General features: G+C 56.7%; 25 protein-coding genes and 1 pseudogene. 20 read left to right on the top strand and 6 right to left on the bottom strand.

Features of this window, described 5'->3' with window-relative positions:
• Positions 1-298 precede the first annotated feature (298 nt).
• Complete coding sequence (locus MKI86_RS23225; protein WP_241605796.1) at positions 299-655, top strand: ATP-binding cassette domain-containing protein; 357 nt, start codon at positions 299-301, stop codon at positions 653-655.
• Between the two features lie 9 nt (positions 656-664).
• Here MKI86_RS23225 and MKI86_RS23220 read toward each other — a convergent pair whose 3' ends face one another.
• On the bottom strand, positions 665-2,080 hold the full coding sequence (locus MKI86_RS23220; RefSeq protein WP_241605794.1) for a hypothetical protein: 1,416 nt from the start codon (positions 2,078-2,080) through the stop codon (positions 665-667).
• A 1-nt stretch (position 2,081) separates the two neighbouring features.
• Positions 2,082-3,152 carry a class I SAM-dependent methyltransferase gene (locus MKI86_RS23215; RefSeq protein ID WP_241605792.1) on the bottom strand — a complete coding sequence of 357 codons (1,071 nt, stop codon included), beginning with the start codon at positions 3,150-3,152 and terminating at the stop codon, positions 2,082-2,084.
• A 272-nt stretch (positions 3,153-3,424) separates the two neighbouring features.
• On the opposite strand from MKI86_RS23215, the gene MKI86_RS23210 reads away from it, so the two are divergent.
• The gene (locus MKI86_RS23210; protein ID WP_241605790.1) at positions 3,425-4,609 is read left to right on the top strand and encodes an MFS transporter; all 1,185 of its coding nucleotides are present in this window, start codon (positions 3,425-3,427) and stop codon (positions 4,607-4,609) included.
• Positions 4,610-4,839: 230 nt separating this feature from the next.
• Here MKI86_RS23210 and MKI86_RS23205 read toward each other — a convergent pair whose 3' ends face one another.
• On the bottom strand, positions 4,840-5,673 hold the full coding sequence (locus tag MKI86_RS23205; RefSeq protein ID WP_241605788.1) for a helix-turn-helix transcriptional regulator: 834 nt from the start codon (positions 5,671-5,673) through the stop codon (positions 4,840-4,842).
• A gap of 75 nt (positions 5,674-5,748) precedes the next feature.
• Between MKI86_RS23205 and MKI86_RS23200 the strand changes: the two genes are divergently transcribed.
• Positions 5,749-7,215, top strand: coding sequence for an MFS transporter (locus tag MKI86_RS23200; protein WP_241605786.1), 1,467 nt, complete (start codon positions 5,749-5,751; stop codon positions 7,213-7,215).
• 239 nt (positions 7,216-7,454) lie between these two features.
• Here MKI86_RS23200 and MKI86_RS23195 read toward each other — a convergent pair whose 3' ends face one another.
• The gene (locus MKI86_RS23195; RefSeq protein WP_241605784.1) at positions 7,455-7,817 is read right to left on the bottom strand and encodes a transcriptional regulator; all 363 of its coding nucleotides are present in this window, start codon (positions 7,815-7,817) and stop codon (positions 7,455-7,457) included.
• Positions 7,818-7,912: 95 nt separating this feature from the next.
• Between MKI86_RS23195 and MKI86_RS23190 the strand changes: the two genes are divergently transcribed.
• From MKI86_RS23190 to MKI86_RS23120, 15 genes are all read left to right on the top strand, one after another.
• Positions 7,913-8,452, top strand: coding sequence for a hypothetical protein (locus MKI86_RS23190; RefSeq protein WP_241605783.1), 540 nt, complete (start codon positions 7,913-7,915; stop codon positions 8,450-8,452).
• A gap of 2 nt (positions 8,453-8,454) precedes the next feature.
• Entirely contained in the window at positions 8,455-9,129 is a 675-nt protein-coding gene (locus MKI86_RS23185; RefSeq protein ID WP_241605781.1) for a lysozyme family protein, read from the top strand.
• A 1-nt stretch (position 9,130) separates the two neighbouring features.
• Positions 9,131-9,430, top strand: a complete 300-nt coding sequence (locus MKI86_RS23180) for a TrbC/VirB2 family protein (protein WP_241605779.1) — start codon at positions 9,131-9,133, stop codon at positions 9,428-9,430.
• A gap of 3 nt (positions 9,431-9,433) precedes the next feature.
• Positions 9,434-9,775 (top strand): VirB3 family type IV secretion system protein, encoded by a 342-nt coding sequence (locus tag MKI86_RS23175; protein WP_241605777.1) that lies wholly within the window; start codon positions 9,434-9,436, stop codon positions 9,773-9,775.
• Positions 9,768-12,149, top strand: coding sequence for a VirB4 family type IV secretion/conjugal transfer ATPase (locus MKI86_RS23170; protein WP_507200886.1), 2,382 nt, complete (start codon positions 9,768-9,770; stop codon positions 12,147-12,149). Before MKI86_RS23175 ends, MKI86_RS23170 begins: the two co-directional genes overlap by 8 nt.
• The gene (virB5, locus tag MKI86_RS23165; protein ID WP_241605773.1) at positions 12,149-12,847 is read left to right on the top strand and encodes a P-type DNA transfer protein VirB5; all 699 of its coding nucleotides are present in this window, start codon (positions 12,149-12,151) and stop codon (positions 12,845-12,847) included. The genes MKI86_RS23170 and virB5 overlap by 1 nt, the downstream gene beginning before the upstream one ends.
• Before the next feature lie 232 nt (positions 12,848-13,079).
• Complete coding sequence (locus MKI86_RS23160; protein ID WP_241605771.1) at positions 13,080-14,015, top strand: TrbL/VirB6 family protein; 936 nt, start codon at positions 13,080-13,082, stop codon at positions 14,013-14,015.
• Complete coding sequence (locus MKI86_RS23155; protein ID WP_370880056.1) at positions 14,012-14,317, top strand: hypothetical protein; 306 nt, start codon at positions 14,012-14,014, stop codon at positions 14,315-14,317. The genes MKI86_RS23160 and MKI86_RS23155 overlap by 4 nt, the downstream gene beginning before the upstream one ends.
• 4 nt (positions 14,318-14,321) lie before the next feature.
• On the top strand, positions 14,322-14,993 hold the full coding sequence (locus tag MKI86_RS23150) for a VirB8 family type IV secretion system protein (RefSeq protein WP_241605769.1): 672 nt from the start codon (positions 14,322-14,324) through the stop codon (positions 14,991-14,993).
• 8 nt (positions 14,994-15,001) lie between these two features.
• Positions 15,002-15,844, top strand: coding sequence for a P-type conjugative transfer protein VirB9 (virB9, locus tag MKI86_RS23145; RefSeq protein WP_241605802.1), 843 nt, complete (start codon positions 15,002-15,004; stop codon positions 15,842-15,844).
• Positions 15,845-15,858: 14 nt separating this feature from the next.
• Positions 15,859-17,019, top strand: coding sequence for a type IV secretion system protein VirB10 (virB10, locus tag MKI86_RS23140; RefSeq protein WP_241605767.1), 1,161 nt, complete (start codon positions 15,859-15,861; stop codon positions 17,017-17,019).
• A gap of 10 nt (positions 17,020-17,029) precedes the next feature.
• Positions 17,030-18,028 carry a P-type DNA transfer ATPase VirB11 gene (virB11, locus tag MKI86_RS23135; RefSeq protein WP_241605765.1) on the top strand — a complete coding sequence of 333 codons (999 nt, stop codon included), beginning with the start codon at positions 17,030-17,032 and terminating at the stop codon, positions 18,026-18,028.
• 579 nt (positions 18,029-18,607) lie between these two features.
• On the top strand, positions 18,608-19,150 hold the full coding sequence (locus MKI86_RS23130; RefSeq protein ID WP_241605763.1) for a sigma-70 family RNA polymerase sigma factor: 543 nt from the start codon (positions 18,608-18,610) through the stop codon (positions 19,148-19,150).
• The gene (locus tag MKI86_RS23125; RefSeq protein WP_241605761.1) at positions 19,147-19,851 is read left to right on the top strand and encodes an anti-sigma factor; all 705 of its coding nucleotides are present in this window, start codon (positions 19,147-19,149) and stop codon (positions 19,849-19,851) included. The genes MKI86_RS23130 and MKI86_RS23125 overlap by 4 nt, the downstream gene beginning before the upstream one ends.
• A 201-nt stretch (positions 19,852-20,052) precedes the next feature.
• Positions 20,053-20,610, top strand: a complete 558-nt coding sequence (locus MKI86_RS23120; RefSeq protein WP_241605800.1) for a fasciclin domain-containing protein — start codon at positions 20,053-20,055, stop codon at positions 20,608-20,610.
• A gap of 109 nt (positions 20,611-20,719) precedes the next feature.
• Here the strand turns inward: MKI86_RS23120 and MKI86_RS23115 are convergent, their stop codons facing one another.
• Positions 20,720-21,508, bottom strand: a complete 789-nt coding sequence (locus MKI86_RS23115; RefSeq protein ID WP_241605759.1) for a DUF4394 domain-containing protein — start codon at positions 21,506-21,508, stop codon at positions 20,720-20,722.
• A 271-nt stretch (positions 21,509-21,779) separates the two neighbouring features.
• Here MKI86_RS23115 and MKI86_RS23110 point away from each other — a divergent pair, with 271 nt between their 5' ends.
• Together MKI86_RS23110 and MKI86_RS23105 are read left to right on the top strand one after the other, a co-directional pair.
• Positions 21,780-22,331: a sigma-70 family RNA polymerase sigma factor gene (locus MKI86_RS23110; RefSeq protein ID WP_241605798.1), complete on the top strand. Its 552-nt coding sequence runs from the start codon at positions 21,780-21,782 to the stop codon at positions 22,329-22,331.
• Positions 22,328-23,041 (top strand): anti-sigma factor, encoded by a 714-nt coding sequence (locus MKI86_RS23105; protein ID WP_241605757.1) that lies wholly within the window; start codon positions 22,328-22,330, stop codon positions 23,039-23,041. The genes MKI86_RS23110 and MKI86_RS23105 overlap by 4 nt, the downstream gene beginning before the upstream one ends.
• A gap of 168 nt (positions 23,042-23,209) precedes the next feature.
• On the opposite strand, the pseudogene MKI86_RS23100 reads toward MKI86_RS23105, so the two are convergent.
• Positions 23,210-23,646: pseudogene (locus MKI86_RS23100) on the bottom strand (SDR family NAD(P)-dependent oxidoreductase); the annotation flags it as partial.
• Positions 23,647-24,171: the final 525 nt, after the last annotated feature.

Genomic DNA, 24,171 nt, shown 5'->3' with positions numbered 1-24,171 from the left:
GTTGCTTCCGTGGAATTGGACGCCGCCGACCGTCAACGCTCAAGCTGCCTGACCTGTGGCCTTCACCGGAGGCTTACGACTTTACGTCATGTGGGATGATCACGCTGCTGCGTCTCATAGCCGGCATCAGTGAGGCGCAGAACGCCGCGGTCGTTTTCCGCGGTTAAAGTGCACGGCAGGTCGCCGTGGAGGCGGGCATTAATATGTTGGTGTAGTCCTACGCACTCTGGCCGGACGTTACGGTTGCACGCAACATTGTCGTCAGCGTGGAAGAGCGGTGGGTGCAGCGCGCTTAGATGTGAAAGCGCTTGCATATGCTCTCGTACTTGTGGGGCGTTCGCATCTTGTGACCGGCGGCCGTCCGCAGCTTTCCGGCGGGCAGCAGCAGCGGGTGGCGATCGCTCGCAGCACCGCCATCGAGCCCAAGATTGTGTTGCTCGACGAGCGCTGTCGAACCTGGGGCGCAAGGATCTGCGTCGACGTGGGCGAGCTGCGTGAGTTCCAGCAGCGCCTGAAGCTGAACACCATCTTAGTCACCCACGAGCAGGAGGAGATTACGGTTCGCGCTCGCATCGCCGTCTTCAACGAGGGCCGCATCCAGCAAGTCGGCACACCCATCCACCTTTACAAGGCATCCGCAAACCCCTGGAGGTAGCCAACATGCTCAGCGGCCAGACCACCTCCATTCGTCAGACGCGCTAGCAATGGTGCGGTTGGCAATGTTTGCCGCGAGCCGCGACCACATACAATCTTCCGTGAAACACTTGAGATCCCCACTTGCGTCGGAAAGCGAAAGCTTGCCATAGGCCTGTAACAGCGGCGCGATGCCACCGGCAACGTTAACCTCATGAAACGGGTCGGACTCCGCGCGCCGTAGCACGCGATGTCCCCATACACCGGGCTGGTTGTCGTTCACCATGTCGGCGAGGAGATCGACATTGCCAGACTGCTGAATGCCGGCCGAGGTCAGATATCGCATCAGTGGATAATAGACGACTTGTTTGAAGCCGCCAAGAACCCTCACACCGGGTAAGATGGAGATGACGAGAAACGCCAGTAGTAAGTTGGGAAGTATAAGCCTGTTGCGGAGCGCCGCTGCGATGGCATCGGGTCGAAACCTCACCGAAAGCGTTGGGGCTTTGTCGCTCATGAGTGCGTCGCTCTCAAGGCGCAAAGGAGTGACCCGGTTCTCCGCCATGCGCCAGAAGAAGTCAGTCGTTCGACGAACCCAACCCGCCCATGGACCTGTCTGCAAGTCGTCGAGCGCAGTCAGAATTGAATTGGCGACCGCCCCGTTGCCTACAAACTGCGACGATATCCAGGACGTTGGATCTTCGAGATGGTCGGCGATCAGGTCGGCCACATCAAAATCATCCAGTTGAAGCAGTCTGATTGACGGGACAAACGTTCGGCGCCATAGATCCCGGTTGCCCGCTTTGATCGCCTCCGCCGCCGAGGCGAACTCTGCACTGGGAAGATTGACGAGGAGACAAGCCGCATGGGCATTGGGCGCGCTTTCGCCCTTCGCGTTTGTCAGCGCATAGCGGTAGGGTCCATTCAAGCAGCCTATGCTGGAACTATCCATTCGATTCCGAGGCACGCCGAACAGATTGAGTGGTTCGCCGCCCACTCGGATCCAGCCAGGTCCTTTCTTCGCGCGTTCTGAAAAGCCCGACGTCGAAGCGAAGTAGCTGATGTACCAATTCCGATTATGAGCCATCAGGCCCATCATACTGAACAGGTGCGTATAAAAGGCATCCGGCTCGAACAGCAGCAGACAATGCGGGCCAGTCTGAAGGACCGGCGAAGCGACGAATTCGCGACCTGCGCTCCGCGCTTCTTCTTCCGTGTAGCTGAACCGTCGCGCCGCGCGCTCGATGCATGTGCGGAGGAGATTTCTCGCATGATTGCGGGCAGCGCTCTCAGCGGAGAGGTGCTCGACCCGATAGAGCTTAGACGCATACGAAGTGAGTGGCCTCTCCCAATAGGGGGCGAGCTTAGGCATGAGGTAGGAGAGCGATCGTCGCACATCGGCGGGGCTGCAGTACGACGTCGAATTCGAAGCCGACGGTTTATCCATTTCACGGTTCCTTAGCGCACCCAGCAGCTATTGCCGCCCTACCGTTGGCGCGCCGCCACGAGAGGGCAGGGCCGAGTGGTTCAGATGGCGTGTCGATGATTACCGCTGGCAGTGTCTCGTAGCAGAAAGCGGGCGGGATCGCCGGTTTGACCATCAGCGATAAGAACTCTAGGATCGACGCCCTCGAATTTGACGAGACGATGGTATAGAAGTTTCCGCTGTTCCAAGTCACCACCGAATAGCGAAAGAACAGCCGCAAGGCCGCGATCGTCGCCTGCAAGTCGACTTGGCAATTCGCCATTGTTCCGAGAATTTCCGATTTCTTTTTAGATATTTGTCTGGCCGAGAAGAAGCGGCTCTTGAACAAGCTGTCTTTCTGGTTCTCGCGCTCCGCATAAACGTCGTGGTCCTTGTGCGCAAGCTTCTGGACCTGCACTAAAATCCCCCCGTGCCGCAGGCGCGGTGTGATGAACGAAAGCTGCGCGGCACGGTCCCGATCGTACATTTGGAATGTCGTGTCTTCGACAAGCACATTGAAACCGTCGCGAAAGGGGGCGAGGTCGGGATCGCTGGCGTAGCGAGCCGCATCCAACTCGAAGAACGGCCCGAGGAAAAAATGCGCGTATTCGCTTCCCCGCTTAGCGAAGAATGCTGCCCGGTTCGCGGGCGTTGGGCTGCAGGCGAGTGTGTTGACGCGACCGTCACCCAGCACGGCGATCGACCGCGCCATGCAGCCCGTACCAGCGCCCAAGGTGTAAAGGGTCGAGGCCTGGGCGGTTTTCGCCCAGCGGCGAAGACAGACTGACAGTATCGTCGACCCGAGACGGCAGGTCTCTTCGAGCCGGTAGGGAATGCTCGCGTGATAATGGCTGTCGAAGGGGCCGAAAAGCCGAACATGCGTATCGGCGTAAACGGCGCAGTCGAGATCGAAATCATGAAGGCTGATATCCGGCGCGGGCTTGCCGATGTCAGGAGCTCCCCCTTGCCCGCTCGCAGTCTGTTCGAAGAAAGGGGCGAAGGACGTGAGCCGCGGCGCAGTGCGCCAACGTTCGATGATCTGTGGATCCACCATGGTCCTCTCCTTGATAGACGGACGGCCGCGATCTCCCTTGGTCGGTCAGAAGCGGCGATGTTTGCGGCCGCTACCGTGGCGCACCACTGAACCGGCCGCCCTGATCGTCCACGGGTTTGAGGGGCAGGCCAACCTACCGAAATCGTTAGCTAGACGGATCGTGAAATGACGCGTTGGATTCGAATTGCTGCGGGAGCTTTAGGTCTGATCTCGGTCGTGCCGCTCAATTGAAGCGGCTTCGCCTTCAACAAGCGATACGAAGACGAGGTAACATGCTGTCCGACATTAGGGCTCCATATGCTGTTCTGTTTCTTGTCGCAGGAGCGTGCGCGGTATCGATCGCGCGTGCGATGACATTATCTTTCCTGGCGATAAAGCTCCAACAGGATTTTGACCTCGGCCCCGCAATGATCGGCTTTCTCTTGGGGGCGGGTTCCTTGCTAGGGGCTTTCGTCGCGCCTGTGGTAGGTGCGCTGTCGGACGGCCTTGGGCGCAAGAAAATTCTCGCGCTGGTTCTTTTAACGCTCGCCACGGGTATGATTGCGTTGGCCCTAGCAGAAACCGTAATTGTCTTCTGTGCAGCCCAGGTGACGACCGCGACCGCAATCTCTCTTTATGGCCCGATGTCGCGTGCCCTTATGAGCGATATTTGCACCGAGACTGTGCGTCTGAAGTACATTTCATGGCGTTACACTGCTTCAAACGTTGGTTGGGCTGTTGGGCCCGTCATAGGTCTGGCCGCGGGGGTCGCGTCGACAACCTTGTTTCTCGCCGCATCCGCCATCTACCTTATGCTCGCCCTGGTTCTGCAACTGATCCATTTTCCAGCACCAAGTTCCGCGGACGAGCAGCTTCCCGCCGCAGGCCTAGCGTTCCTCTCAAACATTCGGACCGCAGTTCGGGATCGTCGTCTACAGAGCTTTATCGCGGGCAGCACTTTTCTAATCGCAGTGTACGGCCAGTGGACCGTAACGCTGGCTCCGTATCTTACAAACAGCCTCTCCGATGGCGTTGAAATATACGCGTACGCCGTATCGACCAACGGCTTCGTCGTCCTTGTTGGAAATCCGCTGGCCCGACGTATTGTCGAGCGCTTCGGTGCCTACAAAGCCGTCGCAGTCGGGTGCTTGTTCTTCGTGATAAGCCAGATAGGGTTGATGATATCGGTCGGATTATCCGGGGTCCTCTTGTCAATGATCGTGTTCACGGTCGGAGAGATCCTTGTCATTCCATCGGAATACGTTTTGATAGACAATGCTTCAACGGAGCGAAATAGAGGGAGTTACTTTGGTGCCCAATCGTTCTCGATGATTGGAAGTTTCATCGGTCCTGCGATTGGCGGTGCCGTTCTCGAGACGTTTGGGGGCGTCGCAATGTTTAGCGTGTTCGCGGGCTTTGCAGTCATCGGCTTGATGTTCTTCGCTGTCAGCATGCGAATGTCGCCTCCAAGCTCTTGATGACTACCATGCAGAGCGCAATTATCGATCGGCATGACGAAAGAATTGTTCACTCCTGGTGCTGCCGCGTAGGACTTGAGTCGCCAGCATACCGGCCATTGCAGGCCCTTCGCTCAGAGCGGGTGGGCCCTCATGCCTCAAGACATGATTTCTCCATGTGGTCGCCCTCCGCCCGCGTAGTCCCATTGCGCCTTGAAAGCTCGCCGCTCGTCAACCGGCCCATCGGATTTTCAGTTTGTCGCCGCTTCACCAATCTCCCGGTCAGTAGCCACCGCGTAATATACGAGACGGAGGTGCTTTTCCTCGTCCACGATGAAGGACGAATGATCGAACGCCACCGTTCCTTGGCCTTCTACAATGAAGCTCCGCCGGCCATCACAGCGACCATGCACGTCGTACTGGTTCCACAGCGTTCTGAACGATGAAGATACCTGCTCTAAGGATCTGACGAGTCCTATCATGCTTTCGTCTTCCGGGGCCCGGGCAAAATCACGTCGGAAGCTCGCCAGAACCTGCGGAGCCTGAACGTGCCATCCCACGATCCTACGATTGAGACGATCATCGGCGAACAACATCCAGAGCATATTCCGGTCACCGGGGTCGCGCTGCTCGAACTTGAAGAGCTGTTCGGCGGCGGCGTTCCATCCGATCACATCCCATCGAAGATTCAAAACGTACGATGGACGCTCCGTAAGGTCATCCAGAAGCCGGCGCACCAATGTCGGGACCTCGCACCATGCTTGGCCCGAAATGGCGGGTGGCCTTTGGTGTGCAAGGAGAAACAAATGGCGTCGTTCCGTTTCATCCAGTTTGAGGACACGCGAGACATTATCTAGAAAGGCGGTGGAGACCTTGATGTCTCGGCCCTGTTCGAGCCACGTGTACCAAGTTATGCCGACGCCCGCGAGCGCAGCGACTTCCTCACGTCGTAGCCCTGGAGTGCGTCGCCCTTTCCCGGCTGGGAGACCGACATCCAGCGGTGACAAGCTCTCTCGGCGTCGCCGCAAAAAATCGGCCAGTTCGCCGTGCTTGCGATCCAGGCGGTTGTCAAACACGTTGTTCATAGTAATAGGATAATTTGTTCCATAGTAACAGTTTAAAGCGTGTGCGAAGCGACTTCAAGAACGAAGGAGTTGCTCATGAACCTCGATAAAGTCCCTGCTGGAACCCGTATCCGCCGGAGCCGTGCTATAGCACGGCCCTCGGCTTTTGCGCTGGCCATCCTGTTGCTCGGCGGTTTCATCACCGTGTTTGACCTGTTCGTGGTCAATGTCGCTATTCCCTCAATACAGTCTGACTTTAGCGCTAGCTTTGCCGAGGTTGGGTTTGTAATCGCTGGATATGAACTTGCCTTTGGGGTCTTGCTGATCGCGGGCGGAAGGCTTGGCGACCGCTACGGCCGTCGCCGCTTGTTCTCACTCGGGATGGCGGGTTTTGCGATCACGTCATTCCTGTGTGGCATCGCGCCCGATGCAACTAGCCTTATCGGTGCACGTTTTTTCCAAGGCGCGACCGGCGCGATCATGTTTCCACAGGTGTATGCTCTGCTACGGGTAATGTATGACGAAGCGAGCAGGGGCTGGGCTTTCGGCATCCTTGGAATGACACTGGGGCTAGCAGCCATCGCTGGACAGGTCCTCGGCGGGCTTCTCGTGGAAAGCGATCTGTTTAGCTTCGGTTGGCGGATCATATTCCTCATAAATCTTCCGATTGGCGTGATCGCGGTTCCGTTGGCACGCTTGATCCCCGAATCGCGCTCGGCTGATACGGTCGGCATTGACTGGCCTGGTATTGCGCTGGCAACAGCGGCATTGTTGCTGCTGCTTTTACCGTTGCTGGAAGGGCCGAATGCTGGCTGGCCTTTGTGGACATGGGCCAGCATGGCGGCCTCAGTAGCGATGTTCAGGGCATTTCTGGTCTGGCAGCGCCATGTAACGAAGAGCGGCGGTTCTCCTGCGGTTGACGTTAGCCTGTTTCGACGTACCCAGTTTTCCGCAGGGTCCCTGGTGGTGCTTCTGATCTATTCAACGTCAACCTCGCTCTTTCTTTGCTTCGCCTTGCTGGTACAGTCGGGTCTCGGCATGACACCTTTTGAAGCCGGTACGCTGTTTGCACCGGCAAGCGTGGGGTTCGTCGCCGCATCGGTGATCGCCCCGAAGCTCGTGGATCGTTGTGGAAAAATAGCAGTCGCTGGCGGGATGATGGTCTATGCGGCAGGCATCGGCTGGCTCATGATGAGTGTCGGTAATCTTGGAGATGAACCTGTTCAAAGGGCGCTTCTGCCAGCGCTCGTTGTGTTCGGATTTGGACAAGGCCTCTCGATGACGCCGCTCCTAAATATGGTGATCGGCGTCATCGAGGACAGAAAGGCCGGTATGGCGGCTGGCGTCATTTCCACCATGCAGCAGGTTGGAGGCGCCTTCGGGGTCTCTGTTGTCGGCATCTTCTTCGTTGGCATTCTTGGTAAAAAACCCGTCGAAGGGCTATCGCAGGCGCAGCGATATGCCGACGCGTTCTCAGGCGCGATGACCTACAACCTCCTCGCGGTCCTGTCGGCTGCCGTGACAGTCATTATGATCACACGAAGAATACGCGGCGTTTCGTAGCGAAGCGACCCAAGAAGCGTCAATGCGCCAGGAAAGCGGATAGGGGTTTTGGCTCGCTCGATTAACCTAAGTCGGGCCGCACCGCAGCCTCACTCCCGATTCGCAACCACCTACATTGCATACGGGCTCCCTTTTGCAATGAGAGTCCGAGCCCACAACGCGACAGGTAGATCACTTTCTTTATCACTGAAATGGTGTCTGCCGTATCAAGTGAGAATGAAAACTATCGATAGGTAAAATCACTCTGCTTCATTCGTGGCGTTACCGCGAAGCGCCCTAAAAACCTGGGGGTCGAATGCAAACTGTCTAGCCGTTCCCCTGCCCATGGAGTTCTTCCCGAGCGTCTCGATTAGGACTCCTCGCCGGACCAAGAGTTCGATCGTCTCAAGAACTCCACTTCGCGTCATCCCGGTAAACTCTATTACATTTGAGAGCGTTAGCTTTTCATGAGCCTGGTGCATCATGTACAGGATATTCATCATGCCGATCTGTTTGATGCGGGATTGCGGCGTCTCATCCTCCAGGGGTTTGTCAAGAATCTCTCGCACGGCAAAGAGAGGTAAGGCCTGGGTTTGCCATCGGTCGCTTAATTTGCTTGCCATTGGTTTAACTATCTATTATTCGCATAGTAAGATCGTGGTGACAAGACGAATCTCTCGTCCGGTCCGAACGGAACTCTAATCGGAGGCTCTAGGGCATGAAACGCCTTTTCTTTCGAACGGTTACAGCGGCTTTAGGCTTCGGCTCAGTATATCTCACTTCCGGACAAAGCGCTCGCGCCGATGACTGGGGCTGCCAAGTTATCTTATGCCTTTCCAATCCCGGAGGCCCAACGCAGTTTGCGGCATGCAGGCCGCCGATACACAAACTCTGGAGGTGGCTGGCAAAAGGCCGATCATTCCCTACTTGCAGCGGCGCCGGGTTCCAAAGTTCGCGTCCACAATACGAGCCTCTCTATTGTGGCGAGGGTTATCGCCTGATCGCGGGACAAGGTCAGTCCGGGCGTCATGCGACCTGCGTGTCTATTTCAAAGCAGGTCGTGGATGATCGCCAATGCGGACGCGACCGCACCTCTAGGAGAGGAGGCTATCCCTCATCATTCCCCGCCCGTTGGGAATGGAAGGACGGGCGCAAGTACTGCACCGCCTTTTCGACTTCCAGCCCGCTCGTACGTGAGAAACCGCGCTACATCGAAGTCATCATTGAGGGTGCCGGCAAGCAGAGGGTGTGGTTCTAGTCATGCCCGTTTCCTTTGCTGATCTTGTGCAGGCTTGCGCACCCTTTATTGCGACCGAAACACTAGCAGGCGTCATCAGTCTCGAAAGCCGATTCGCGCCCCTAAACATCCGCATCAACAGTGGGCTCATTTCAGTGAAACAGCCGACCACGTTGGCTCAGGCGATCGAAACCGCCACGGCACTCGCCGCCGAACGCCACGATATTAAGCTTGGCTTGGGCGGGATCGAACTGGACGACCTCGATAAATTAAACCTTTCAATTTCCGACGCATTTGACCCGTGCCTCAACCTGAAGGCAACGGCAACGCTGCTCGATGGGTATTATCGCGTCGCCATCAACTCTGGTTCCGATAAGTACCGGGCCGAACAGATCATGCTGCAATCGTTCTATGGACGGGGTGATCCATCAATCGGCGCTCTGGTTAACTACGACGATCAGGTTAGGCGCGCGATTGAACGGTCAAAGTCAGCAATTGCGACGCTGACAATCGGTCACCTCGTGGAGATCAACAGCAATGAGGCGGATCCCCGATCAGAAGGCCGCTTGCTCGAAGACCCGGCTGAGAATTCCCCTCACGCGACCCAACCCGACGCAAAAGTGCCTTCATGGGACGTCTTTAACGCCCGGCAACGCTCGTCGATCCTCGTTTTTCAGAATAAGAATGGAGAAGAATGACATGATCCTCGATTATCGCACCCGTTCGATCGCGACCTCCGCCGTGATGGCGATTGCCCTTCTCTTGACACCGGCCGAACCAGCTTTCGCCCAGGCTGCCGGGATCGAGACGATCTTGCAGAATGTGGTGGATATTTTGCAGGGCAACGTATTCCGCCTGTTCGCGACGATCGCTGTGATCTTGATCGCGCTCGCATGGATGTTTGGATACATGGACCTCAGACGTGCTGGCTATTGGATCGTCGGTATTGGTGTCATCGCGGGCTCTTCCGAGCTCGTCAGTACGATCATCGGAAGCTGACCTATGGTGACGGGGCGCTCGACACTTGAGGAAGACACGCTGTTCATCGCTTGCACGCGGCCGGCGATGTTCGCAGGTGTGACCGTAGAGGCGATGGGTATCAATGTCATTGTCACAACGATCTTCTACCTTACCGCCGGCTCGGTCGCGTACGCACTGATAGGCGTGGTCTTTCACTTTCTCTTCCGGGCGCTTGTCAAGCACGACCATAACATGTTCCGCATCGCGATTGCCTGGGTGGAAACGCGGGGACGATCACGTAACACATTCCATTGGGGAGGCACATCTGTCTCGCCGCTGAGGCTTTCTCGCCGTTTCGATGAAAGGGATTTCGGCTTTGCCTAGTGCCGCAACGATCAGGTTGAGGGAGCTCGATCCCGAAACCTTCATTCCTTACGTACGCCATGTCGATGAAAGAACAATTGCTCTGGAGTCGCGGGCGCTAATGATGGTAATCGCACTCGAAGGCGTCTCCTTCGAGACCGCGGATGTTCACGATCTTAATTCGCTACATGGCGACCTCAACACACTTTACAGGAACATTGCGGACGAGCGGCTTTCACTCTGGGCGCACCTGATCCGTCGTCGCGATAACTCCTATCCAGAAGGGACATTCAACGCACCGTTTTCCTCCAGACTCAACAGGCAATATCGCGAGCGCATCGTTCGTGCTGATCTCTTTCGAAACGACCTCTACCTATCCGTCGTTTGGTCGCCGCCGCGCGACCCGGCGGAGAGGGCTGCGAAACTGTTGTCACGCCTGGTCAGGGTGAGGCGGTCGTGCGTAGAGCTCGACGAAGAGGCGCTGAAGCAACTCCGCGACAAGGTCATCGATATTAAGGCCGGCTTGAAGCGCTTCAAGCCTCGCGTCTTGTCGCTTTATGACCATGAGGGGCTCGCGTTCTCCCAGCCGAGCGAGGTTCTCCACCAACTCGTCGGTGGAAGATCGGAACCAGTTCCTCTTACAGAAGGCCGCATTGCCTCGGCGATCTATTCGGACCGCGTCATCATTGGCCGCGAAACGATCGAGATTCGACACGAGGCCGAGAGCCGGTTTGCCGGCATGATGAGCTTCAAGGAATATCCAGCCACCACCAGACCCGGGATGCTGGACGATGTTTTGAAAAGCCCGTTCGAACTAATCCTGTCGCAATCCTTCTCCTTTATCTCGAAGGTGGATGCGCGGACCATAATGGGCCGCAAGCAGAATCAAATGCTCAGCAGTGGCGACAAGGCGGTATCGCAAGTCGACGAACTCGACGGCGCGATGGACGGACTTGAGTCGAACCGGTTCGTTTTGGGCGAGCATCATTTGTCACTCGCGGTCTTCGCGCCGTCGGTGCAGGAATTGGCAGATCATCTTGCCACGGCCCGGGCGAGCTTGACAAACGGGGGCGCCGTTGTCGCGCGCGAGGACCTTGGCCTTGAAGCGGCATGGTGGGCGCAACTTCCCGGCAACTTTCGGTTCCGCGCGAGGTCTGGTGCTATCACATCACGGAATTTCGCGGCGCTTTCGCCATTCCATTCCTATCCCATAGGTCGAAGGGACGGAAACGAGTGGGGCCCAGCCGTCGCGCTTCTGAAGACCGCGTCCGGATCACCTTACTATTTTAACTTCCACTATGGCGATCTTGGCAATACGTTCATTTGTGGCCCGTCAGGCGCTGGAAAGACGGTATTGCTTAACTTCATGCTGTCGCAACTTGAGAAGCACGATCCGTATGTCGTCTTCTTCGACAAGGACCGTGGGGGCGATCTCTATGTCCGGGCTGCGGGCGGAGCCTATTTCCCCCTGAAGAACGGAACGCCGACCGGTTGCGCTCCCCTAAAGGCGCTCGAGCTTACGCCGGAAAACAAGGTGTTCCTTGCGCAATGGGTCGGAAAGCTGGTCGGATCCTGTACGCGGGAATTGTCAGTAACTGAGCTGCGAGACATTGCCGTTGCGATCGATGGTCTGGCCGACCTGCCGATGGACCGCCGTACGATTGGCGCCCTCCGGACCTTCCTCGACAACACAAACCCCGAGGGCATCGCCGCGCGGCTGCGTCGGTGGGAACGGGGAGGTCCGCTTGGATGGGTCTTCGACAACGCCATCGAGGATATCGGCGTCGGAGATCTCGGCTTCAGCGGAAAGATGGTCGGCTACGACATGACCGATTTCCTCGACAACGAGGAAATCCGCACGCCACTGATGGCCTACCTCTTCCACCGCGTGGAAGAACTGATCGACGGCCGACGGATCATTATCGTTATCGACGAATTCTGGAAGGCGCTGCAGGACGAGGGATTCCGGGATCTCGCTCAGAACAAGTTGAAGACGATCCGCAAGCAAAACGGTCTCATGCTGTTTGCCACGCAAAGCCCACGCGACGCGATCAACTCATCGATCGCCCACACTATCATCGAACAATGCCCGACCCAGATTTTTCTTCCGAATGCTCGTGGCGATCACGCCGATTACGTGAGCGGCTTCAAACTGACCCAACGCGAATATGAAATTATCGCGCGCGAGCTCTCCATCGAAAGCCGACGGTTCGTAGTGAAGCAAGGGCACAACAGCGTCGTCGCTGAGTTAGATCTCAACGGCTTCGACGACGAACTCGCAATACTCTCCGGACGAACCGTCAATGTCGAGCTCGCGGATGCGATCCGCGCACAAGTCGGCGGCGATCAAGCGGACTGGCTTCCTATTTTCCACGAGCGAAGGAGTGTGCGTTGATGGTTATGAACAGGCTGCACGGCGCAGCGGTGGGGGTTATAATGATCTTCTCTGCCGGAACGGCCGCAAGCCACGGGATTCCCGTGATCGACCAGACGGCGATCCTGAAGCACATCGAGAGCATTGCGCAGCTAAAATCCCAATTGACGGCGCTACACCAGCAGATTGAGCAGGCGCAGCAGCTCTATGGCTCGCTCAACAAGCTGACCGATATGGCCGATGTCGCCAATGTGCTGAACGACCCTGCCGTTCGGAAAGCCCTTCCGTCCGATTTCGCCACTATTGAGGATTTGCTGAAAGGGACTGGGTCAGGGGTCTTCGGCCAGTCCGCTTCAAGATTCGTCGAGCTCAATTCGAACTACCGAACGGACGCTGACGATTTCTACGCAAAAGAACTATCGCGGATCCAGGCCCAGTATGCTGGGCAGATGAGCCTCGGCCAACAAATTTACAATGCGGCGACGAAACGCATGGAAGGCATCGACGAACTGCGTGGAAAAATTTCGTCGGCACGCGACGCGAAAGAAATCGCGGATCTGCAGGCTCGCCTTCAGGCAGAGCAGGCGTTTCTGCAATTGGACGTTATGCGAATGGAGGGTCTGCAAATGGTTCAGCGCGCTCAAGCCCAGGTCGATGTCCAGCGCAAAGCCGAGGAGTGGCGCCAGCGCATGGATTCGATGAAAGCGGCGCTGCGGTAAGGCAGCTTGCCGCCGTGGCTCGCCTCCTCGTACTCACTGGGTGCTCCGCAGAGAAGCGAGGCTCATTCCGTCAGCGATTTGACTGCGGATGAGACACTGCTCGTCCGCATCCAGTCCGACTGCCGCATCAACTCGTTTAAGCGGTGTAGACACGAACAACTGCGCAAACGCTGAAGCTGCCGACCGCAGACGGCACCTTCAGAGGAAGCGCAAACCCTTGAGGAATGACAAGATGTATCAGGTGTTCGAGTTCATCGACGGACAGTTTAAACAACCGTTGGAGACGTTCGTTTCCGACGGGACGTTGAATATCGCAGAATGGGTCACCGGTCCGCTGACTGCCGCGGTCACCATCTATATCGTGCTGTATGGTTATCTCGTTCTGCGCGGTTCGGTCTCGGAGCCGGTCCTTGAGTTCGTCTTCCGTGCAATCAAGCTCGCCATTATCGTCCTGCTCGTCAAAAACGCTGGCGAATACCAAAAGTATGTCACCAATGTTTTCTTCGATTTCCTCCCACGCGAGGTCTCACAGGCTCTGAATTCCGGCACCACACCAAGCGCCAGCACGTTCGACGGCCTCTTGGACAAGGGGCAGGCGTCGGCGACAGATATCTGGTCGCGCGCCTCCTGGCCCGTGGATATCGTCACTGGCGTCGGCGGAATGATGGTGATCGTGGTGAGCTTCCTTGTCGCCGGTTTAGGCTACGTCGTCTCGCTGTATGCTCGGCTGGCGCTCGCCATCGTGTTGGCGATCGGCCCCATTTTCGTGGCTTTCGCGATGTTCCAGTCCACACGTCGCTTCACGGAGGCCTGGATTGGCCAACTGGCCAACTTCGTCGTACTCCAGGTTCTCGTGGTGGCCGTTGGATCATTGCTGATCTCGTGCATCGATTCCACCTTCACGGCGATCGACGGTTATAGCGATGTTCTCATGCGACCGACCGCGCTTTGCGCCATTGGCATTGCGGCGCTCTACGTCTTCTATCAGCTCCCCGGCATCGCATCAGCGCTCGCCGCCGGTGGTGCGTCGCTGGCTTATGGCTACAGTGCCGCTCGCGACGCGCATGAGGGGATGCTTGCCCGTGGAACCAGAAGCACTGGGCATGCCATCGCACAGACAGCTCGGTTTGTTGGCCGAGCGGCCGGCAGGAGCGGATCAAGACAATGATTTCTCCCAACAACAGTATGAAGAGGTCCTCCCAAATGATGAGGCTCTCCCTCCTGCTCGCGATGGCCACCGTATTTGGCAGCTGTGCATCGCTGACCGACCCGCTGCCGAAATGTGATGGCTATTCGCGCCGTCCCCTCAATCGCTCGATGTGGGAATGGGAGGGCTACCGAAGTCTGCAATCCAGCCGGTCGGAGACGAGATCATCGACGTTTATTATGCCGTATACCGCGCGGCTCGAAGAGTTGGAGGCTTTTGCCCACCTCGATATCGAGGGCTCGCATGGTTCCTGCGTGGGGTGAGGACATGATTGGAACAGAGAACCTGAAGAGTTATTTCGAGAGGGCGCGGCGTTTCGACCAGGATAGGATGATTCAGATCGAACGCTCCAACCGTGTGGCGTGGGCGATTGCGATCGCGGCCGGTGTCCTGGCAGTCGTTTCTGTCTTTGCGGTGGCCGGTTTGAGTCCCCTTAAGACGGTCGAACCGTTCGTCGTCCGTGTCGACAACTCAACTGGCATCGTCGATGTCGTCTCTGCCCTGACGTCGAATGACGCTACCTATGACGAAGCCGTGACGAAATATTTCGCAGCGAAATATGTCCGTGCCCGCGAGGGCTATGTGTGGAGCGAGGCGCAGGAAAATTTTCGGACGATTGCACTCCTGTCTACACAGGCAGAGCAAGATCGGTTTGCAGCGACTTATCGGGGAAGTAATCCGGAGTCGCCGCAGGTCATCTACGGTCACTCAGCAACGGCCAAGATAAACATTGCGTCGATTTCGCTCATAAATCAGAACGTCGTCTCGGTGCGGTACATGCGCACGGTTACGCGGACCGACGAGGTCCGCACCACCCATTGGGTCGCGACTCTGACCTACTCCTATGCCAACGCTCCAATGTCCGCGACGGACCGGCTTGTAAATCCCCTCGGCTTTGCGGTGAGCGAGTACCGTGCCGACCCGGAGGCGATCAATTGATACGAAAAATGTTCCTTGTTGCTGCTCTCTCAACAGGAGCCGTCTCGAACTCTCATGCGTTGGAGATCCCGCGCGGCGCTTCACAGGATAGCCGTGTCCGCTTCGTGGATTATCAGCCCTATAATATCACCAAGATAGTTGGCTCGCTCCGCTCTTCCGTGCAGGTCGAGTTCGCGGCAGACGAAGAGGTCGCTCATGTCGCGCTAGGCAACAGTGTGGCTTGGGAAGTAGCGCCGGCCGGCAACATCCTTTTCTTGAAGCCCCGCGAGAAGCAGCCCGTCACGAATATTTCTGTCGTGACAACACGGCGGGACGGTTCGACCCGCAGCTACCAGATGGAGTTGACGGTGCGCGAAGGCACAGTTGAAGTCGGCCAGAATACGTATTTCTATGTGAAGTTTCGATATCCCGCGGATGAGGCTGAACTGCGGCGGCAGCAGGCGGCGGCACGCGCACTTGCCGCCCAGGCAAAGGAGGCCAATACTGTGCTGGCACTCCATGAAGCGTACGGCCCGCGCAATTGGCGTTACTCGGCGCAGGGGTCTCAGGCGCTCGAGCCGCAGAGCGTCTACGACAATGGCAAGATGACGACCTTCGCCTTTCTGGGCAACCAGGAGATGCCGGCGATCTATATCGAAAACTCGGACGGCTCGGAGAGTCTGGTGCCCAAGTCGGTCGACGGCAACCTTGTGATGATCCATGCGATCAGCCGCAAATTTATCCTGCGCCGCGGCAAGGACGTCCTGTGCGTGTTTAACGAGGCCTATGAACGAGTTGGGATCAACCCCGAAACCTACACGACATCTCCTTCGGTTGAGCGCGTTGTGAAATCTCATCAAACGGCAAAATAGGGGAGGCGGCGACAATGCTACATGAAGACGAGACCCGCATCCCCGGCGAACGTGCCGAGACAGTCACGGCCAGGCGAATAGACAGCAACCCCGTTCTCAAACGCGGTGCGGTGGCGCTCGCTGTCTTGTGCTTTGTCGGATTTGCGATCTGGTCAACCTCAGGAAACAAGAGGAAGGACGATCAAACACAGCCCCAGCGGGTCGTCATACGCCAGACCAACACCTTCGAGCCCGCCCGGGAGAAAATCGAGCCGATCCAGGCCGTCCCAGAGGTCAAGCTGCCCACGCCTGTTGTCGAGGAAAGGGACGAACTGCTGGATTCAGCACGACGTGCGCCTGTCATGGCTTATAGCGGAAGCCAGAGAAACGCCTCGTCTCGTGTCGAAATCAATGACCAGGCCGTTTCGATAGACAGCGATTGGGTTCCCCTGGACAATAACATGACAAGCCAGATCCGGTCGGACGCTGATCAGCAGAAGTTTAAAGGTCGTTTGCAGCCCTCGCGTCTTGAAGGCTCGCGCGCTGGAACGCTTGGTAATCGAGATTTCATCGTTGCGATGGGGACATCTATCCCCTGCGTGCTAGAGACCGCACTGGCTTCGGATCAACCGGGCTTTACCAGTTGCGTTATCAACCGCGACGTTCTTTCCGACAATGGCAGGGTCGTTCTCATGGAGAAGGGCACCCATGTCGTCGGAGAATATCGGGGTGCCCTGCAGCGAGGGCACAAAAGACTTTTCGTTCTGTGGACCAGAGCAAAAACCCCAAAGGGCGTGATCGTCACCCTTGCCTCACCGGCCACCGATGCTCTCGGCCGCGCCGGCATCGTAGGCCATCTCGATACCCATTGGTGGGAGCGGTTCGGCAGCGCGTTGCTGCTTTCGATTATAGGCGATGCGACAAGCTATGCGAACAGTCGGTTGCAGAACGGCGATGTTGATGGGCGGAACACCGCGAGCGCCGGTCAGCAGGCCGCAGCCATTGCTGTCGAGCAGTCGATCAACATTCCGCCGACCTTGACCATGCATCAAGGCGGGGTCCTGTCAATCTTCGTAGCTCGCGATCTCGACTTCTCGGACGTGTATCACCTGCGGGTTACCGAGCCCAAGCGCCGCATCCTAGATAGGGCTGTAATGGGTGACTTTGCTCCAGACACAAAGCTTGTGACGAAATAGGGAAAGCCAGATGACGCAGGAAACCGACGCCACGGTAGTTCGTGAGCTACTGTCACCGATAGCGATCTTCCTTGCGGACACATCACTGTATGAGGTGATCATCAATCGGCCTGGTCAAGTGCTGACGGAGGGTATGGATGGGTGGAGGGCCTTTGACGTTCCGACCCTCACATTCGATAAGCTCATGCGGCTTGCTAGGGCCGTAGCCAGCTTCTCACATCAATCCATCGATCAGCGACGGCCGATCCTCTCAGCAATCCTCCCCGGAAACGAGCGCATTCAGATCGTCATCCCACCGGCAACGCTAGAAAACACGGTGAGCATCACGATACGGAAACCATCGTCAGTCGACTTCACGCTCGATGATCTGGAACACCGTCAGTTTTTCGCGAACACGTGCACCGTTTCGAACGACGCACCCACTGGGCGTGATGACTTGGCAAGGCTCTACACCGACGGCCGGATCAAGGACTTCCTACGACAGGCCGTGATTTCTCGGATGAACATTGTGGTTTCGGGCGCGACCGGCTCCGCGAAGACCACATTGTGCAAAGCTCTCATCAAACAAATACCCGGCGAGGAGCGAATTATATCAATCGAGGACACGGCAGAGCTTGTTATTCCACAGCAGAACAACGTCCGATTGTTCTATTCGAAAGATGGGCAGGGGCTGTCCAATGCAGGCCCGAAGGAATTGCTGGAGGCGAGTTTGCGCATGCGCCCGGATCGCATTATGCTGCACGAGCTCCGCGACGGAACTGCCTTCTACTATATTCGCAACGTCAATTCTGGACATCCTGGTTCGATCACCACCGTTCATGCCGGCTCGGTGGTTCTGGCATTTGAGCAACTGGCTCTCCTGGTAAAGGAATCTGACGCTGGTCGAGGCATGGAACGTACCGAAGTACTGACCCTACTTCGTGCTTCGGTTGATGTTGTCGTTCAGTGTAAGCGTGTCGGCGGCGCGTTCCGGGCATCTGAAGTGTATTTTCGTGCGCGCGATCGGTAGAGCATTGCCAACCCCGAAATCGGCGTCCTAACGGCAGAAGCCGGGCGCGCTTTACGAATTCGGCACTGATCACGCTGTTCTCCATTGGATGTGACGCACAAAAAGCTCAAACGCCGCCTCACCCGGATTGTACGCGCATAAAATGGTGGAACTTGTGGTCTTCCTGAAACTAAGGCGCGCCACTTTCCGTAACTCCAAATGTGGCACTGCTACCGTCGGGTAGGCTGTGAGGAGTTATCACATCTTATCTGTCTGCCTGCGCTGAACGTCGGTTCTAGACCGCAATCATTAGGAAAGGAGATATGGGTATGGGCTATGGCAAATCCGACCCCACCGCTCGAGTAACGGTTGCGATGTTGCTCTTCAGCCGACGGGGTTCATTATGTAGAACGCAGCTCATTGTCCGGATCGGTCTTTTCTCAAACTTTTGGTGGCATACACAACTATGTCCTACGCAGATAGCCACCCGGCGGTCCGAATAATTGAGAATTCCGGCCTCTTGCACCTCTTCGTGTCAAAGCTGCGCTTGTCTTCGATGAGGGTCGCTCTCTATATGAAGCAGTGGCAGGATCATTCTCAATGCAAAGCAACGATATCGAAGGCCTAATCAATCGTGTTGCGATAGGTGATCGGGCGGCGTTCATCTCCCTTTATAAAATGACCAGCCCAAAGTTGATGGGCATATGCCTACGCATTTTAAATAATCGCGGCGACGCTGAAGACGCTGTCCAGGAGATCTACGTAAAAGTCTGGCAGCGTTCGCGAACCTTTGCGGCTGGCAGCAGCAACCCGACTGCGTGGCTCGCCACTATCGCCCGCAACCACGCAATAGACCTTATTCGTGCCCGCAAGCCGGCCCCTGACGATCTCGAAGCCGCCTATGACGTTGCGGACGACACAATGCCCAGCCCCGAAGCACAGGTTGGCATTAAGGATGAGGGTCGCCGGATCGATAAATGCCTGGCTGAGCTAGATCCGGTTCATGCTGGTGCGGTTCGCCGCGCCTATGTTGAGGGACTGAGCTACCTTGAACTCTCAGAGCAGATGAAAGTCCCTATGAACACGGTGCGCACCTGGTTGCGCCGCAGCCTCTTGAAACTTAGGGAGTGCATGCAGCGATGAGCCAAGGTAACGCCACACCAAAGGACGAGATTCTCGCAGGCGAATATGTTCTAGGGCTTCTCTCGCTCGAGGCCCGGCGAGCTGTCGAACGTCGAATGGCGGAGGATCATTCGTTTGCCACGCTCATCCAGCACTGGGAAAGTGACCTATCGTCATTCAATGACGCCTATGATGAGGTCTCGCCGAGTGACGCCGTTCTAGGCCAAATCAAAGGTCGCATTTTCGGTGAGCAGCAAGTGGTAAAAGCCCGGAACGGTGTCTGGAACTCAGTGTCTTTCTGGCGTTGGTTGTCCTTTGGGACATCGGCGATAGCCGCAAGCGCAGTGATCTACGCGTCAGGAAGTGTGTTCTTGGGTGTGAGTGATCGTGAATATATCGCTGAATTATCTGCGCCGGCCAATTCGGTGAGCATGCTGGCCACCTATAATTCCGCGAGCGGTCGTATGCGCATCGTACCGGTAGCAGCCGGCGCGCGTGAAGAAAAGTCCTTGGAGCTTTGGCTCGTTCCCGGCGAGGGCGACCCGCTGTCGCTTGGTATACTACCCCCAGATACTGAGGGGGATCTCGTCATCCCAACTGATCTTCGCGACCGAATTCGCGATGGAGCAACGCTTGCCGTGACACTGGAACCATTTGGCGGAGCGCCGACCGGTCGTGCGACGGGTCCTATTGTCGCTAGCGGGACTGCTCGAAGCTTCTGACCAGGCATCTCCCACGGTTGTCGTGCGCTGGTCTTGACGGAACAGTTCACTCACTGAAAGAGATGACTGGTTTTCCACGGGCGGTGCCGATTTCTTGAAACTTCTGTTGTGGCCGCCTCGTACCTGTTCTGTCCCTTAGTCGGGAGCCGAACCTTGGGAGACGCGGTCCGCGTCTGGGTCATCGGCGCAAAGGAGCAGATTATGCCCAAGTTTGTCACTCGTCTTGCTGCATGCGTAACCATTCTCGCCATTGCAACCGGCAGCGCTTACGCAAAGAACCCGAAGGTTGGCGGCGCCGCGATGTTCGAAGACAAGAACATCGTCGAGAATGCCATGAATTCGAAAGACCACACGACACTTGTCGCTGCCGTCAAGGCTGCTGGCTTGGTCGAAACGCTTCAAGGCAACGGCCCGTTCACCGTCTTCGCACCGACCAACGAGGCGTTCGAAGCCTTGCCGAAGGGGACTGTCGATACACTCCTGAAGCCTGAGAACAAGGAGAAACTCACGAAGGTGCTTACCTGCCATGTCGTCGCTGCCGACGCGATGGCGTCGACCATCGAGAAGATGATCAAAGATGACAACGGCACACATGACGTCAAAACGGTCGGCGGCTGCATTGTCAAGGCCAAGGAGGACATGGGCAAGATAACCCTGACGGATGAAAATGGAAATGTCGCCCATGTCACGATTGCTGACGTCAAGCAGTCAAACGGCGTTATTCACGTGATCGACAAGGTTCTGCTTCCTAAGATGTAGGCTCTTCACTCTGGAGTAAAATGAGATCGGCCGCCTCAATGGGCGGCCGATCGATTCATTCCTAAGGTTCAACCAAGCGGCTCTTGAAAAGAGGCGCTGCACCGATTGATCACATGGCAGGCAGAACGGCGATGTCGCGTAGCTCATTATCAAGGCCGTTGATAGCGCCCACTTCAGTTGCCGCACCCGTCTCCAGATCGACGGTATACAGGATCTTGCTCGCTACCAGGTAGGCAGTGTTTTTTCCGCCGTCCTCACCCTGGATGTCGAAAGCGTAGGTCGCGGGCTTTTCTTTCAAGTCGAGCTTTCCTATTGCCTTGAGCGTGCCATCATTCGGCTTGGTCTGCTGAACAAGCGCGCCGATGGTCGCGTCGATATTGTACATCGCCGTCTTCTCCGGCTTTCCGATTGAATTCGTGTAAGCGGCCGCGACGATGTTCGGGGTTTCGCCCTTGTGCATGTCCCCGTCTTCGAAAGCCAGCGTACCGTCAATGGTTACGGCGCCTGTATCGGGATGAACACGGTGATTTGTGGTGCCCGTCATGAAGCGCAGACGATCGGCCATGGGGTTGAAATCAACAACCACCGGTGCTTCGGTCAGGGGAAGCATCTTGTCCATCTTTGCAACTTCTGTTGCTGCGCCGGTCTCAAGATCGATGGATACGATTGCATGTTCCGGTGTCACCCCAATTACGGTCTTTGTGCCTGGGCGGTAATCGATGCCGACGAGCTTGTTGACGCCGTTGACCTCCATTGTCTTCGTGACAGCAGGTTGTGCTGTGTCGAACATGATCAACGTCTTTTCTCCCGTCAGTCCGAGGACCGGGGCGGCGTGCGCGACGGTTATGGATACGACGAGGACAGTCGAGGCGGCAAAAGCGGTGCGAGCGAGGGTCATGTTGTTCTCCAGTTGCGTTTCAAGTCGGTGAGAGCTTGCGGCGTACGCCGTTTGCAGGCTCTCCATCAGGAGACACATGAGAAACCGCCTGCGGATGCAGCCACGAAAAATATTTTCGATGCTGCATCCCAATCGCCATCTTATGTGTTGTCACAATAAGGTGAATTCACCACCGCCAGAGGGGCTGGACTGGACGAGAATATGACGGCATGGCAACAGCAGAGACGGACGCTCTGCCCACGAAAACATCAGGAGAAGGCGCTTGGCCTCGGTGACGGATCAATCGACAGACCTCGAAGCAGCGCTTGCCGATTGTGCAAAAGGAGACCGGGACGGGCTGAAGCGGATATTCGACCAGGAAGCCGGGCGTCTGGTGGCGGTCGCGCAACGGATACTGCGAAGACGTGAGCTTGCGGAAGAAGTTGTGCAGGAAAGCTTTATCCGCATCTGGACCCATTCGCATCAATATTCGCCGGGGCGCGGCTCGGCTCGGGGCTGGATTTATTCGATTGTCCGAAACCGTGCACTCAATCTGCTACGTGACGGGCGTCGCGAGGACCTGGTCGGCGACGATCAGGTGGAAGCGTTACAAGATTCCGATCAGCTGGACGAGATCATGGCGGCTTGGCATACGCTGGACCGAAACAGCCGTTTGCACGAGTGCCTCAACGGGCTTGAAGAGATACGCCGACGCGGCATTCTGATGGCCTATGTCGGAGGATACACCCATGGTGAGATTGCCGGAAAGCTACGGCTGCCGCTTGGCACCGCTAAGTCCTGGATTAGGCGGGGCCTTTCCTCATTGCGGGAGTGTATGGCATGAAATTGGAGCGCAACGATATCCCCGCCGTCGCTGACGAGTATGTGCTTGGCTTGCTCGAAGGACCCGAACGGGCGTATGTCGAGGCGGAGATCGAGCGGAATGTGGCATTGCGGCAGGCCGTTGATGAGGTGCGCGAACGATTCCTCCCGCTCGATACAGGCCTCGCCCCAGTGGATGTATCGCCAAGCCTTTGGGATGCCGTTTCTTCTCGACTGCCCGACTGGTCGAAGCCTTCGCTTCAAGTTGCGGCTAATCCTGTCTCCGCAGCCAATAACAATCGGGCTTCCGGCTGGCGAGCGGCCGCCATCTCGGCAATGGCTGCTTCGGTCATTCTGGCTATTGGCCTGACGTGGAGCATGACACGGCCGCTTGACCCAATCGTTATAGCAGTGCTCATGAACGAGGCGGGCGAGGTGCAGGCGGTGGTGGAGGATTACGGAAACGATACTGCGAATGTCAGGCTACTGACAGATTTCGTTGTCCCAGCGCATAAGACAATGCAGGTCTGGACGTTACCTTCGCCCGAGATGGGGCCAATGTCTCTCGGAGTACTTGACCAGGCACGTTCGGCGAGGTTGCAGGGGTGGTCACTTCCCACGCCCGAGGACGCACAGCTCTACGAGATAACCCTCGAAGATGAAGGTGGTTCGCCAATCCAACGTCCGACCGGTCCCATTCTTGCCAAGGGATTCGCCAAGTTGGCTAGGTAGGTCGTGAGCTCCCGTGAAACAACAAGGTCTTCCGGATGCAGGTCGGCTTCCGAGATGAACTTGTGTTGTAGAAACCGCCTTCGGCGCCATTGCAATCTCTTTTCAGAAAGGCGTCGCAGGCAGATGCCGCGCTGTGTCTATCCTTTATGATCAGGACGTTTTCGGTCATCATCGATGACGCGCTTCGTAGAGTGCGACCGCGTCTGCTCCACCCGGAAACTGAAGGCCGTCCGACGCGTCGTGAACGGCGGTCCATACAGCCTCGGCGACCTCGACTTCGTTCGTTGTCACTGCAGGATTAGAAAATCCCGCGAAGATCGGTGCTGCGAAGCCCGCATAGGCCGGCGGGATCAGGTCGTCGATCCTCACGTATTCTGCGCGAAACGCGTCGTAGGGGCATTGCCGGGCTCGGCTAGCTTGGCGCGTATATTGAAATAGCCGACCTTATGCGCGAGCGAACCTGTGAAGCCCTCGATCGCCTGCTTGCTTGCGGTGTAGACCTCCGCCAGCGGCATTGTGGCAAGCGTGACGCTCGAGGTGACGTTGAAGATCACGCCGGATCGGCACTCGCGCATCTGCGGTATCACGGCTTGGCACATTGCCATGAGGTTGGCGACGAGGTTCAAGAACTTGTGGCGCTACTGGCATTGTGGCTTGTCACAGAAGAATGACACCATCCCGCTGCGGCTCGACGAGATGAAGTATGCGATGCTCTTTACCTGCAAAGCTTCCCGGAATGTCTTGCTGCCATATTCATGATCATCCATCAGCACCTTCAGGATTCGACATGCAGTAAGGGCGATTTTCCGAACAACAGGAGCTTCGAAGCGAGAGAATTCGAGAAGCCCTCAACTCCTAGCGAACGTACACATGTCGGTGTCGAGTCTATGCTTCTGGCGCTCTCGATGGAACTGGCGCTCGAAGCATGGCTCGTCTCTGACTGCGGCAAAAAATTTATAAAATCTCACGATCGAGTGAGGCTTTTTGGGAAACTTAAATCCGGCAATCCGATATATTAAGCGCTAATTTAAAGAATGTATCGCGCCCTCTCAATATAATAGGTTTTACATCGATATCAGGATATGCAGCATTCTTTACCAACGTAAAGATAAATTCATTGATTGGTGCTA

The organism is Shinella sedimenti, from assembly GCF_022601905.1.
Classification (GTDB): Bacteria; Pseudomonadota; Alphaproteobacteria; order Rhizobiales; family Rhizobiaceae; genus Shinella; species Shinella sedimenti.
The sequence above is the reverse complement of the archived record's forward strand: the minus strand, read 5'-3'. Positions and strand labels throughout refer to the sequence as shown.